Origin of the sequence: Salinibacterium sp. (genome assembly GCF_031364185.1) — a bacterium.
Lineage (GTDB): Bacteria > Actinomycetota > Actinomycetes > Actinomycetales > Microbacteriaceae > Rhodoglobus.
In genome coordinates this window covers 28994-41986 of sequence record NZ_JANLVV010000201.1, presented here as the reverse complement: position 1 = coordinate 41986, position 12993 = coordinate 28994, and the positions used below count along the sequence as shown (strand labels likewise).

Below are 12993 nucleotides of genomic sequence, written 5' to 3'. Positions count from 1 at the left end.
CTCTCCGATCTCGGGCCGCACGCTCCGCTCGCGCTGTGGACGAGAGGAACAGAGGAGGCGCTCGACTCGCTCGGCCGCTCGATCGCGCTGGTGGGGGCGAGAGCGGCCACGGGTTACGGCGAACACGTCACGATGGAGGCTTCGGCCGGACTGGTCGATCGTGGCTATGCGATCGTCTCGGGCGCGGCCTACGGAATCGACGGGATGGCGCATCGTGCCGCGCTGGCCAGCCACGGGCAGACCGTTGCATTCCTGGCCGGTGGAGTCGATCGCTTCTACCCGAGCGGGCACGACGCGCTCCTGACAAGAATCGTGGAACACGGGATGGTAATCTCCGAGCTGCCGTGCGGTTCACAACCCACCCGCTGGAGATTCCTGCAGCGCAACCGGCTTATCGCGGCGACGAGCCTGGCGACGATTGTGATCGAGGCGGGCTGGCGCTCGGGCTCGCTCAATACCGCGCACCATGCCCTGGATATGTCCAGACCGGTGGGCGCTGTACCGGGGCCGGTGACAAGTGCGGCATCGGCCGGATGCCACAAACTGATCCGAGAGGGCCAGGTGATGTGTGTCACCAACGCCGATGAAATGGCCGAGCTCGCACCACTGTCGGCGCAAATCGGTTGGACCGCACCGGTCGCAGCGGTCTCTGAATCTTCTGAGTCGCCGCCGCCAGAGGCCGCTCCCGCCAGCATCCCCTCCGCAAGCATCAGCCCCGTTGCCACCAGAGTGCTCGACGCACTGAGCGTGAGAGCGCCGCGGGAGGCGACTGACATCGCTTCGAGGTCAGGGCTTTCCCTCGCCGACGTGCGTGCTGAGCTCGGTCGCATGCAACTCGACGGGGTTGCGCGGGAGAACGACCGGGGGTGGATGAAACGTCTCGTCGCCGCGCAGAAGCCCCAGCGCGACGGCTGACACGCTTAGTCTGATCCTGTGATCCAACTCGGACAGTACCCTGCGGCATCCCACGTCATCGCACACATCAGTGACACTCACCTGCTCGCGTCGGGTAGGCCCCTGTATGGCCAGGTCAACACGATCGCACACCTCGGCCAGGCGCTGGCGCAACTCGAACGGTCCAGCGCGAAGCCGCAGGCGATCGTGTTCACCGGCGACCTGGCCGACCTCGGCGAACCCGATGCCTACGTCAGGCTTCGTGCACTTGTCGAACCGGCAGCGAAGCGCATGAATGCTCAGGTCATCTGGGTGATGGGCAACCACGACGAGCGTCCCGAGTATTCGCGACTGCTCTTCGACGACGAGTCCGATGCTCCGCAGGATCGCGTGTACGACATCGACGGGCTGCGCATTATCTCGTTCGACACTACGGTTCTCGGCTACCACCACGGTGAGATCACCGACGAGCAACTCGACTGGCTCGCCGACGTGCTGGCAAGTCCCGCGCCGCACGGCACCATCATGGCTCTTCATCACCCGCCCATTCCCACGCCGATGCTTGAGGCGATGGGCATGCTTGAGTTGCGCGACCAGCCGCGGCTTGCAGAAGTGCTCAGGGGTTCGGATGTTCGCGCCATCCTCGCGGGTCACCTCCACTATTCGACGCACAGCACGTTCGCCGGCATCCCGGTCTCGGTCGCTTCGGCGACCTGCTACACGCTCGACCTGAGCGCGCAGGATCGCCTGCTGTCTGGGGTTGATTTCGGGCAGTCCGTTAATGTCGTGCACGTCTACGAGGAACAACTCGTGCACTCGATCATCCCGGTGGGCGACACAACGGAAGTGTCTGGCTTCCCGGCGGCAGCATGGCCACAGCTTGAGGCGATGACTCCAGAGCAGAGGCTCGAGGCGTTCTCGTCGAAAACGTCGACCTTCAACGCAGCCGAAGTAACGAGCTCGGGCCCGGCATGAACCTCCGGGCGGCCGTGGACGGGTTCATTGCGCACCTCGGCACTGAGCGCGGATTCAGCGAGCACACCGTGCGGTCATACGGTTCAGACCTGGCGCAACTGGTGGCGTTCGCATCAGAACGGGGTGCGACGCAACCAGGCGAACTCGACCTCGAACTTCTGCGTGACTGGCTATGGCACTCCTCGCAGCGGGGCCTGGCCAAATCCACGCTGGCGAGGCGCGCTGCTGCCGTTCGCAGTCTCACCGCGTGGCTTGCGCGTACCAACCTCTCAGCGGCGGATGCCGCCAGCAGGCTGAAGGCTCCGAAGCCCGACCACTACCTCCCGCGGGTTCTCACGCGCGAGCAGATGGACGCCATCCTGGGTATTGTCGCGGGCCGAGCGATTTCCGACGATCCGGTGGCGCTGCGAGATTGTGCCATTGTCGAGTTACTGTACGCGTCGGCGTTGCGCGTGAGCGAGCTGACCGGGCTCGATAGGGGTGATGTCGACCAGGGCCGGCTGACGGTCCGGGTGATGGGTAAGGGCTCGAAAGAGCGAATTGTGCCCTTCGGCGTGCCCGCTCGAGCGGCGATTGACGACTACCTTCGGCGGGGTCGGCCCGCCCTTGCTCCGGATGAGTCAGCGGGTTCACCCCTCTTCGTCGGTGCCAGAGGCGGGAGGCTTGCCAACCGAACTGTCTACACGCTGGTTTCGACGCTGCTGTCCGGCGTTCCCGGCACGGGGCCAGCGGGCCCCCACACCCTCAGGCACACGGCCGCGACACACCTGCTCGACGGGGGAGCCGATCTTCGTGCCGTGCAGGAGATGCTCGGACACGCCAGCCTCGGGACCACCCAGCTTTATACCCACGTCTCGACCGAGAGACTGAAGGAGAGCTACCGAATCGCGCATCCGAGGGCCTAACAGCGAGGGCTGTACCGCGCGAAGGCTCTCTTTTCCGCATGATCGGCCTGTAACTCAAAGCTGCATGGCCCCGTGCGCGTGCGCGGGTACCTGCGCCTGGTAGATGCTGACGACGCGCTCGAGGTAATTCGTGATGACACCGCGCTGTTCCGCGGGAAATTCATCCAGCACCCTGTCGATCCCTGTGATCATGGGCATAATCAGACCCATCGCCTGACTGACGGATGCTGCGCTCGGCACAATCACGACCGCGCGACGGTCGGTGGGATTCTGGAATCTGCTGGCGTGCCCGACCGCCTCGAGCCGGTCAACGACCGTGGTGACGGCCGCAGTGCTCATCCCGAGGCGCTTCGCAAGCTCGGTGGCCCCGAGTGGGCCGCCGGAGATCAGGTGCGTCATGGCAGTGAGGTCGGTGGTGTTGACCGCGAGCTCGCGGCCCAGGTGGCTGAGAAACTCGTCATGGGCAGAGATCATGTCGCGAAGCAGTTCGGTCGCCCGGTGCACTGGCATGCCTGGCGCTTCCGTCTCGTCCGCGTTTGTCATGAGCTCCACTTTACCGCTACATTGTTCGAGAGATAAGTAGTTCGACAATCTAATAAAATAAACGAGCGAATGAGTTCATGACACGCCTGACGAATTTCATCACAGCCCGCCGCACTTCGTGGATTGTGCTGGTGGGTTCGCTCCTGCTCGCAGGAAGCATCTTCGCCATTGGTTCTGGCTCGAAGGGGGATTCGTCTCCGGACGTGGGCCTTCCCGCAACCGCAGAGTCAGCCATGGCGGCGGCCGCCCAGCAAGACCTTCCGGGCGCCGACTCGAGCACCGCGTTGCTTGTGTTCAGCCGGGTGGGCGCAGGCGGCGGCGAATCCCGTGGCACTCTTAGCGACTCTGACATCAGCGCGGTGGCAGTTGCGTCCACGGCGTTGGCAGACATTTCCGCCGAGGGTTTCATTCCCCCGCCTAGCGTTTCCGACGACGGTACCGTCGCTCTCGTCGTTGTGCCGCTCGATACCATCGAAGACGTCGCCGAGCAGGCGGATCGCGCCGCAGAAATTCGCGCCATCGCCAACGCCGAACTCCCCGAGGGAATGACGGCGCTGCTCACCGGGCCTGAGGGGTTCGCCGTCGATATTGCGGCGGTGTTCAAGGGAGCGGATGTCACCCTGCTGCTCACGACGGTGATCGTCGTGGCCGTGCTGCTGTTGGTGACCTATCGCAGCCCCTGGCTCTGGCTGGTGCCTCTGGTGGTAGTGGGTCTTGCCGATGGCCTGGCTGGCGTCGTGGCCGCCAGGGTCGCATCCGCACTGGGAATCGCACTTGATGCGTCGGTCACCGGCATTCTGTCGGTGCTGGTGTTCGGTGCAGGCACGAACTACGCGCTGCTCCTGATCGCGCGCTATCGAGACGAGTTGCGAGCCACCGAAGATCGCCGTGAGGCGATGGCGAAAGCGCTGAGGGGCGCGGGCCCGGCCATCATCGCCAGCGGCAGCACGGTGGTGCTGGCGCTGCTCACTCTGGCTTTCGCCCAACTTGAGGGAAACAGAGCTCTCGGAATAGCCTGTGCGACCGGAGTCGTCATCGCGATGATTTTCGCCCTGATCGTTCTGCCGGCGACTCTTGTGCTGTTCGGCCGCGGACTATTTTGGCCGTATGTTCCCAGGTTCGGCACAGCCGGTAGCGCCGAGCGGGGGGTGTGGCATCGCCTCGGCATCCTCGTCTCGCGCAAGCCGGTCGTGGTCGCCCTGATCGGCGCCGTCGTGTTGGGCGGGCTTGCGCTGGGTGTGCCGCAGATTCGCATCGGGCTGGCTCAGACTGAAAAGTTCACGGCCGTTCCTGAAGCGGTGGTCGGCCAGAAGGTTCTGGCCGATGCATTCTCTGCTGGCAGCGGTTCACCGGTGGTGGTCATCGCCACCAGCGAAAAGGCTCAGGCGGTGGCGGATGCCGCGGCCGAGGTCGCGGGCGTCGTGTCGGCCACTCCCGGCGAGACCAACGGTGAACTCACCCAGGTCGACGTGGTGCTGGATGCAGCTGCTGACACTCCCGAATCGTTTGCCGCAGTCACGGCGCTCCGAGAAGAGCTGCACGGCATCCAGGGCGCTGGAGCCCTGGTGGGAGGGCGCGACGCGCAGACGCTCGACGTCAACCAGGCCCAGACTGCCGACCAGAATCTGGTAATCCCACTGATCCTTGGTCTGGTCTTCCTGGTGCTCGTCCTGCTACTTCGTTCCCTGGTCGCACCACTGCTGCTTCTCGCCACGGTGGTGGCGTCGTTCTTCGCAAGTCTGGGGGCAAGTTGGCTGCTGTTCAAATCTGTCCTGGGGTTTCCGGCGATCGACACGAACGTCGTGTTGTTCAGCTTTCTGTTCCTCGTTGCCCTCGGTGTCGACTACAACATCTTCTTGGTCACACGAGCCCGTGAGGAGGCCGTCATGCATGGCACCAGGGTCGGGATGATTCGCGCCCTGTCGTCCACCGGCGGCGTGATTACCAGCGCAGGCATCCTGCTTGCCGCGGTCTTCGCGGTGCTGGGAGTCCTCCCGCTCATCACCCTCACCCAGATCGGAATTATCGTCTGCATCGGCGTGCTGCTCGACACTCTCATTGTGCGAACGGTCATCGTGCCGTCACTTGCCTTCATTGCGGGCGAGAAGTTTTGGTGGCCGGGACGCCCGCATAACCCGCACGCTCACCTCCTCGTTGGTAGCAGCACTGACGGTTCCAACCCGCCCAGGTAAAGCATCGGTGACACATACTCGCCATCCAGTCGCACACCGAAATGCACGCACAACGCAGAGCAATGACCCTGTATTGCGGTGCCAACCGGGTCACCGCGTGCGACCGGGTCGCCGGCGGTGAGCGTCGTCTCGACGGGTTCGAAGCTGGATATCAGGCCTCCCGGATGCCGGATCGACAGCACGGGACGATCCACGACGACCCCGGCGAAATGCACGATGCCGTCGGCGGGAGCGTAGACGGCGCCATCGTGCGCGGCCAGGTCGACCCCGCGGTGGCCGCTCGCGTAGCGATTCGCGGGAGCGATGAACTGCCGCACCACGACGTGGGGTGCGGCAACGGGCCAGCCCCACCTCGCGTCCCCGGTGTCGGCCGCCAGAGACGAGGGCGGCTCGGCAGCCGCAGACCCGGGAGCGACGAGCAGGACGAGGACAAGGGCGATAGCGCGCAGCATCCGGCAATCATCGTCACTGACTCAGGCCGTCGGGGACACACCGCCGAATCGGTGGGAACAAGCCGGGCGGGCGCTCGGTGGGGGAGCGGTGCTATCATGTGGGAAGCATCCGGAGCAATCCGGCTGACTACGCGTGCCCGTGATTGCAGTGCAGTCACCTTCGGCCATCACCTCCATTCAGTCCTGGAAACAGGCGGTTGTGTGCCCGGGTACCAGGTTTCGCACCGACCGGTAGCGAAAAACAACTGAGAAATGGCACGAGGCTGCAGAGATGCAGCGTGCCGAGAAGGAGCACGGTCATGGCCGTTGTCACCATTCGCCAGCTGCTAGACAGCGGCGTCCACTTCGGGCACCAGACCCGCCGCTGGAACCCGAAGATGAAGCGCTTCATTCTGACCGAGCGTTCGGGCAGCCACATCATCGACCTACAGCAGTCCCTCAAGCACATCGACGCGACCTACGACTACGTCAAAGAGACCGTTGCTCACGGCGGCACCATCCTGTTCGTTGGCACCAAGAAGCAGGCCCAGGGCTCCATCGCCGAGCAGGCCACCCGCGTCGGACAGCCCTACGTCAACCAGCGCTGGCTTGGCGGGCTGCTTACCAACTTCCAGACCGTGTCCAAGCGTCTTGCTCGCATGAAAGAGCTTGAGGAGGTTGACTTCGATGACACCACCCGTGGTTTCACGAAGAAAGAGCTGCTCATCCAGAAGCGCGAGCTCATCAAGCTGCAGAAGAGCCTCGGTGGTATCCGTAACCTCACAAAGACTCCCTCAGCGGTGTGGATCGTCGACACCAAGAAGGAGCACCTCGCGATCGACGAGGCGCATAAGCTCAACATCCCCGTCATCGCTATTCTCGACACCAATTGCGACCCGGATGACGTCCAGTACCCGATTCCGGGTAACGACGACGCCATCCGTTCGGTCGGCCTGCTGACCCGCATCATCGCGGATGCCGCCGCCGAGGGTCTCATCCAGCGTCACCAGAAGCCAGAAGATGGCGCGGAGATTGAGCCTTTGGCCGCGTGGGAAGCCGAGCTTCTTGCATCCTCCGAAACGCCGTCCACCGAGGCGGAGAAGATCGAGGCCGTCGACGGCCTGGTCGAGTCCACCAGCCCTGACACTGAGGCTGTGGCCGAGGTTGTTGCGGCCGCTGTTCCCGTCGAGGAGAACGACGCAGATGCTGTTGCTGCCGAGCACGAGGCGGCCGCAGACGCGACTATCGTCCCCGAGCACCATGTCGAGTCCGATGAGGCCACCGAAGCGAAGATTGAAGCCGAGGCCACCGACGACGAAAAGGCTCCGCCGGCCGAGAAGGCAGCAAAGGCTCCGGTTAAGGCTGCTCCGAAAAAGCCAGCCGCCGCCAAGTAACCTGCGGCACCGCGCCACTGGCGCATGCCAAACCCAAGAGTGAGGAAGAACAATGGCAGACGTGAGTCTCGCTGACATCAAGGCCCTTCGCGAACGCCTCGGCACCGGCATGGTCGACACCAAAAATGCTCTCGTCGAAGCAGATGGCGACTTCGAGAAGGCCGTCGAAATCCTTCGGCTCAAGGGAGCGAAGGGGAACGCGAAGCGCGCCGACCGCTCCACGAGCGAGGGGCTCATCGCCGCGGTCGAGAGTGCAACTGCGACCACGATGATCGAGCTCGCCTGTGAGACGGACTTCGTGGCCAAGAACGATAAGTTCGTGGCGCTCGGCAACGTCGTCCTGCAGGCTCTCGCTGATTCAGGCGCCGAGACCCTTGAGGCTGCACTTGCCGTCAGCTTCGAAGGAAGGACGATCGGGGCGATCATCGACGACGAGGCCGCAATCCTCGGCGAGAAGGTGGAGTTGCGTCGGGTTGTCCGCCTCCCGGGAGACAAGTTTTCTCTCTACCTGCACCGCACCAATAAAGACCTGCCACCGCAGGTCGGCGTCGTGCTGTCGTACACGGGTGACGATACAGAGACAGCCCGGAGCATCGCGCAGCACATCTCGTTCGCCGACCCGCAGTACCTGACGCGGGAGGATATTCCGGCGGCCGACGTAGACAACGAGCGTCGCATCGTTGAGGAAATCAGCCGTGGCGAGGGCAAGCCCGAGGCCGCTTTGCCGAAGATCGTCGAGGGGCGCGTCAATGCCTACCTCAAGCAGGTTGCCCTGTTTGAGCAGGATTACGCGCGGGATAACAAGCTCACGATCAGCACGGTGCTGGCAAACGCAAAGCTCACCGTGACCGGTTTTGCGCGGTTTAAGGTCGGCGCCTAAGCGCGACACCTCATCGAGCCTGTCCCGACGATCACCGAATTGGTGATCGCCCGGGCAGGCTCGATGTGTGTCCGGGATAGGGTGCCCAGCCCCGCCGTCGGACGATAGCCTGTAACGGAACACCCTGAAGGAGAACGATGACCGACGGTCGCACACGCCGAGTCCTGCTCAAGCTTTCTGGTGAAGCATTCGGTGGTGGCTCTCTCGGGGTCAACCCGGATGTTGTCTCGGCGCTGGCCAAGGAGATCGCCGCGGCATCCGCCGAAGTCGAGATCGCGATCGTCGTGGGCGGCGGCAACTTCTTCCGCGGCGCTGAACTCAGCCAGCGCGGTATGGATCGTGGTCGCGCCGACTACATGGGCATGCTCGGCACGGTGATGAATGCCCTCGCGCTCCAGGACTTCCTCGAGCAGGCTGGTGCAGCGACTCGCGTACAGTCCGCCATCTCGATGACGCAGGTTGCTGAGCCATACATCCCACGCCGTGCCGAACGTCACCTCGAAAAGGGTCGAGTCGTCATCTTCGGCGCTGGGGCGGGTCTTCCCTACTTTTCCACAGACACCGTCGCGGCCCAGCGCGCACTCGAGATCGACGCACAGGTCGTACTGCTCGCGAAAAATGGCGTTGATGGCGTCTACGACTCCGATCCGCGCACGAATCCCGATGCCAAGCGCATCGATGAGATCACGTATCAGGAGGCACTCGTGAAGGGCCTCAAGGTGGTCGACTCAACGGCATTCAGCCTGTGCATGGATAACTCCATGCCAATGGTCGTGTTCGGAATGGAACCCGCGGGCAACCTGACGAAGGCAATTCGCGGCGACCGCATCGGCACGCTCGTCTCACACTAGAAATCTGCCACCCTGGTGCTGGCCGGTCCCGTCGTGCCCGCACTCTAAACTTGTCCACAACGCAAAGGAGTTCCCGTGATCAGCGACGTTCTGTCCGAAGCCAAAGAGAAGATGCAGAAGGCGCTCGAAGTGGCCAAAGACGACTTCGGAACAGTGCGAACCGGTCGCGCCAATCCGGCGCTGTTCCAGCGTGTCTTGGTGGACTACTACGGCACCCCGACCCCGCTCGCGCAGCTCGCGTCCATGGTGAACCAGGAGGCTCGCACCCTACTCATCACGCCGTACGATAAGGGCGCTCTCAAAGACATCGAGAAAGCCATCGTCGGGGCATCGAACCTGGGCGCCAGCGTCGGCAACGACGGCAACGTCATTCGCGCGACTCTCCCGGAGCTCAACGAGGAACGTCGTCGCGAGTTCGTCAAAATCGTGCGCGACAAGGCCGAGCAGGCGCGTGTGAGTCTTCGCAATATCCGTCGGAAGGCTAAAGATGACCTCGATGGCCTCAAGGAGGTCGGCGAAGACGAGATAGCGCGCGCGGAGAAAGACTTGGAAGCGGCGACGAAGCAGCATGTCGACGCGATCGACGATGCACTCAAGCGCAAGGAAGCCGAGCTGCTAGAGGTCTGATGGCCAGCGACTTCGAGGCTCAGGTTCGCGCCACAAACGACAAGATCAACGCTCGAACAGGCAGGCCGCTGATCCGCGCGATTGTCGTTGGATTGACCCTCGGTCTCGCGTTGCTGGCCAGCCTTATCTTCGTGAAGGCGCTCTTCATGATCTTCGCTGGCGCGCTGGTGGCGTTCACTGCCTGGGAGCTGGCCAGCGCGCTGCGCTTTGCGGGCCGACGCGTGCCTCGCATCCCTGCCCTGATCGCCGCTCTCGCAGTGATTCCTGCGGCGTTCTTCTGGATGGCGGTGGGCCATTGGGTGGCAACCCTGGCGGGGATCGCGCTCATCGTCGTGTGGCGACTTGCTGAATTGGTGAGGCCTGCGGCGAGAACGTCTGCTCGTGAAGTGCTGCTCGACCTGGGTGCCGGCGTTTTCATCATGATCTACATTGCCTTCATGGCAGGCTTCACGGTGCTGCTCACCGCCCAGGAGGGTGGCCAGTGGTGGACACTGGCGTTCCTGATCGTTGTTGTGTCAGTGGATGTCGGCGCGTACGCGACCGGTCTGACGTTCGGCAAGCACCCGATGGCCCCCACAATCAGCCCCAAAAAAACATGGGAGGGGTTCGCCGGTTCCGTCGTCGCGGCGATGACGGCCGGCATCCTCACGGCGCTGTTCATGCTCGGCCAGCCCTGGTGGGTCGGAATCATACTCGGGGCTGTCCTTGTCCTGACGGCTACGGCGGGTGACCTTGCGGAGTCATTGATCAAGCGTGATTTGGGGATAAAAGACATCAGCACATGGCTGCCCGGGCATGGCGGATTCCTAGATCGAGTTGACTCCTCACTGCTCTCGGCTGCCGCGGCATATGCTCTCTTCCTCATCTTCACTTAGGGTCGTCGTCAGGCATCCTGGCGGCACCTGGGGCACAATGGTGACGTGAGCACAACTTTTCCCCGAACCCGCAGGTCGAAACTTGGGTACAGCGTCGACCAGGTCGAAGATTTTTTAGAAGAGGCTCGACGCGCATACACGGCGGCTGCAGACCAGCCCAATGTGCTCGACGCTGACAACATCCGCATCATGGCGTTCGCCATGCAGAAGGGCGGCTACTCGACCAACCATGTCGACGCAGCGCTGGAGCGACTCGAAGACGCTTTTGCATTACGTGAGCGCGAACGCGCAATGGCCCGAGAGGGAGACGCGGCCTGGTATTCAAAGGCCCGTAGTTCTGCCCAAACCATCCTTGACCGGCTTGCCCGTGATGAGAGTCACAGATTTTCGAGGGTCGGCCCGCTGACCACGGGTTACCACCCGAAAGACGTCGATGAGTTCGCTGACCGGATGGTGGGATACTTCCAGCATGGCAAGGCCTTGAGTGTCGACCAGGTGCGAACCGTGGTCTTCCGCAGCGTCAAGAGGGGCTACAACGAGCAGCAGGTCGACCTGCTGCTCGACGCTGTGATCGATGTCATGCTTGCGGTACGGTGAGCCCCCGTCACGGCGCTGTCGCGACTTTCTCAGCCTTCTCGACTAACATTCTTTAACCGTGGGCAGGCATTCTCGAATTGACGACCTCCGTGCGCAGCTGAAAAGTGCTGGCGGGGACATTTCCGGTCGCCACACCCGAGCAGCATGGTCGCTGCCGATCTTCGCCTCGGTAGCCAGTTTCGCCTTTATCGCCGTGATCCTTGCCCCACCGTCCGCCTCCTCCGCTGCAGCGTCCGAGTACGGCTCGGTCGTGTCACCCTCCACGGCACGAGTGATCGAACTGCAGTCAGTCACGGTGGCAGGAGGGCCGACTTCTGTCGAGAGTCGGGATGCCTTCTCGATCACCGACCCCGTCGCAGTCGCTCCCGTAGTGGAAGCGGCTCCCACCGCGTCAGCGGCCCCTGCGGCGGGAGTCCCCGATCCCGGCAGCGCCCAGGCAGTGGCGTATGGCATCCTGAAGTCCATGGGCATGGGTGACGACCAGTACAGCTGCCTTGTAGCCCTGTGGGCGCGGGAATCCGGTTGGAATGTCTACGCGTTCAATGAGTCAAGTGGCGCCTATGGAATTCCGCAGTCTTTGCCCGGTGACAAGATGGCATCGGCAGGCGCTGACTGGGCGACGAACCCCGCGACTCAAATCTCATGGGGCCTCAGCTACATCCAAAGCCGTTACGCGACCCCGTGCGGCGCATGGGAGCATTCAGAGAATAAGGGCTGGTACTGACCAGGCGCACGATCCGCGACTGAGCCTGCGGCGTGCTTACACTGGAGGGGTGCCTCGTTCGAATCGTCCCCGTGGCCGTGGCCTTGCAGGCCGTCGCGTCGTTGGGGGAGGCGACGAACAAGAATTCGATCTCTCCCGCGCCCTGGTCGGAACCAGGCGCACCACGAGCAAGCGGGATGGCCTGTGGAACGTGCAACCCCTGTCGGCCGCCGGGGCGACCAAGAGCTACGTGTGCCCGGGCTGCGGCCTCGAGATCAGCGCGGGCGTAGCGCACACCGTAACGTGGCGGGCCGATGGCATCATGGGCGAGAACAATGACCTGGCCGACCGGCGGCACTGGCACCTGCACTGCTGGAAGACCAGGCCGTGAGCGCACAACCGCTGGGCAGCACCGAGATCCGTGGTGGTATTGAATTGCCCGCTCGGCGCGAAAACATCGAGTTACACACCAGCGACGGCCTCATCCTGGTGGGAGAGCTCGCGCTGCCGCTCAGTACCCCTCCCGTCGCTACTCTGGTGACGCTTCATCCGTTGCCTACCGCTGGCGGGTTTATGGACTCGCACATCCTGAGAAAGTCCGCAGCGCGGCTTCCCGCCCTTGCCGATGTCGCGGTGCTCAGATTCAACTTCCGAGGCGTCACCTCGCCGCGGGGAACCTCGCAGGGAAAGTTTGGCAACGGAGTCGACGAGGCGCGTGATCTCGACGCTGCCATGCAGTTTGTCCGCGAGCGCAACCTGCCGAATCCGTGGCTGCTCGGCTGGTCGTTTGGCACCGATGTCGTGCTGACCCACGGCCGACAGTACCCGGTGGCTGGCGTCATCCTGCTCTCCCCACCGCTGCGCACGACCACTGAGGCTGAGCTCGCTGCCTGGGCCGGCTCCGCCGCTCCGCTGGTGGCGCTAATTCCAGAATTCGACGACTATCTGCGGCCCGTCGAGGCCGCCCGCCGGTTCGCTGCGATTCCTCGAATTGAACTGGTGGCCGTCGACGGGGGCAGGCACCTCTGGGTTGGTGAGGAGCAGACCTACCGAGTCTTGACCGAGATCGTCGCTCGCGTGAACCCTGCCGCGCTTCCCCTACCCACAACCTGGACTGGGTAGCGCG

The 12993-nt window shown here is 63.5% G+C and carries 15 protein-coding genes; 13 read left to right on the top strand and 2 right to left on the bottom strand.

The window, feature by feature from the left end; all coding sequences use genetic code 11:
- The 3 genes from dprA to RMN95_RS09000 form a co-directional block, all read left to right on the top strand.
- Nucleotides 1-915 (top strand): DNA-processing protein DprA (gene dprA / locus RMN95_RS09010; protein WP_309616597.1); only part of this gene is annotated, 915 nt, incomplete at its 5' end.
- Nucleotides 916-933: 18 nt separating this feature from the next.
- The gene (locus RMN95_RS09005; RefSeq protein ID WP_309616596.1) at nt 934-1869 is read left to right on the top strand and encodes a phosphodiesterase; all 936 of its coding nucleotides are present in this window, start codon (nt 934-936) and stop codon (nt 1867-1869) included.
- Nucleotides 1866-2774: a tyrosine recombinase XerC gene (locus RMN95_RS09000; protein ID WP_309616595.1), complete on the top strand. Its 909-nt coding sequence runs from the start codon at nt 1866-1868 to the stop codon at nt 2772-2774. The genes RMN95_RS09005 and RMN95_RS09000 overlap by 4 nt, the downstream gene beginning before the upstream one ends.
- 54 nt (nt 2775-2828) lie before the next feature.
- On the opposite strand, the gene RMN95_RS08995 is transcribed toward RMN95_RS09000, so the two are convergent.
- Entirely contained in the window at nt 2829-3317 is a 489-nt protein-coding gene (locus tag RMN95_RS08995) for a MarR family transcriptional regulator (RefSeq protein WP_309616594.1), read from the bottom strand.
- A gap of 77 nt (nt 3318-3394) precedes the next feature.
- Between RMN95_RS08995 and RMN95_RS08990 the strand changes: the two genes are divergently transcribed.
- Complete coding sequence (locus RMN95_RS08990; protein ID WP_309616593.1) at nt 3395-5509, top strand: MMPL family transporter; 2115 nt, start codon at nt 3395-3397, stop codon at nt 5507-5509.
- Here RMN95_RS08990 and RMN95_RS08985 read toward each other — a convergent pair.
- Nucleotides 5461-5961, bottom strand: coding sequence for a M23 family metallopeptidase (locus tag RMN95_RS08985; RefSeq protein ID WP_309616592.1), 501 nt, complete (start codon nt 5959-5961; stop codon nt 5461-5463). The genes RMN95_RS08990 and RMN95_RS08985 overlap by 49 nt on opposite strands.
- Before the next feature lie 299 nt (nt 5962-6260).
- Between RMN95_RS08985 and rpsB the strand changes: the two genes are divergently transcribed.
- The 9 genes from rpsB (at nt 6261) to RMN95_RS08940 (ending at nt 12989) form a co-directional block, all read left to right on the top strand.
- The gene (gene rpsB, locus RMN95_RS08980) at nt 6261-7334 is read left to right on the top strand and encodes a 30S ribosomal protein S2 (RefSeq protein WP_309616591.1); all 1074 of its coding nucleotides are present in this window, start codon (nt 6261-6263) and stop codon (nt 7332-7334) included.
- 52 nt (nt 7335-7386) lie between these two features.
- Nucleotides 7387-8214 carry a translation elongation factor Ts gene (gene tsf / locus RMN95_RS08975; RefSeq protein ID WP_309616590.1) on the top strand — a complete coding sequence of 276 codons (828 nt, stop codon included), beginning with the start codon at nt 7387-7389 and terminating at the stop codon, nt 8212-8214.
- A gap of 137 nt (nt 8215-8351) precedes the next feature.
- Nucleotides 8352-9065: a UMP kinase gene (pyrH, locus tag RMN95_RS08970; RefSeq protein ID WP_309616589.1), complete on the top strand. Its 714-nt coding sequence runs from the start codon at nt 8352-8354 to the stop codon at nt 9063-9065.
- A 75-nt stretch (nt 9066-9140) separates the two neighbouring features.
- Entirely contained in the window at nt 9141-9692 is a 552-nt protein-coding gene (gene frr, locus RMN95_RS08965) for a ribosome recycling factor (RefSeq protein WP_309616588.1), read from the top strand.
- Nucleotides 9692-10567, top strand: coding sequence for a phosphatidate cytidylyltransferase (locus RMN95_RS08960; protein WP_309616587.1), 876 nt, complete (start codon nt 9692-9694; stop codon nt 10565-10567). The genes frr and RMN95_RS08960 overlap by 1 nt, the downstream gene beginning before the upstream one ends.
- Before the next feature lie 45 nt (nt 10568-10612).
- Nucleotides 10613-11164, top strand: coding sequence for a DivIVA domain-containing protein (locus RMN95_RS08955; RefSeq protein WP_309616586.1), 552 nt, complete (start codon nt 10613-10615; stop codon nt 11162-11164).
- A gap of 58 nt (nt 11165-11222) precedes the next feature.
- Entirely contained in the window at nt 11223-11888 is a 666-nt protein-coding gene (locus RMN95_RS08950; RefSeq protein WP_309616585.1) for a transglycosylase SLT domain-containing protein, read from the top strand.
- A gap of 49 nt (nt 11889-11937) precedes the next feature.
- Complete coding sequence (locus RMN95_RS08945; RefSeq protein ID WP_309616584.1) at nt 11938-12258, top strand: hypothetical protein; 321 nt, start codon at nt 11938-11940, stop codon at nt 12256-12258.
- A complete protein-coding gene (locus RMN95_RS08940; protein WP_309616583.1) occupies nt 12255-12989 on the top strand; it encodes an alpha/beta hydrolase in 735 nt (244 codons plus the stop codon). The genes RMN95_RS08945 and RMN95_RS08940 overlap by 4 nt, the downstream gene beginning before the upstream one ends.
- Nucleotides 12990-12993: the final 4 nt, after the last annotated feature.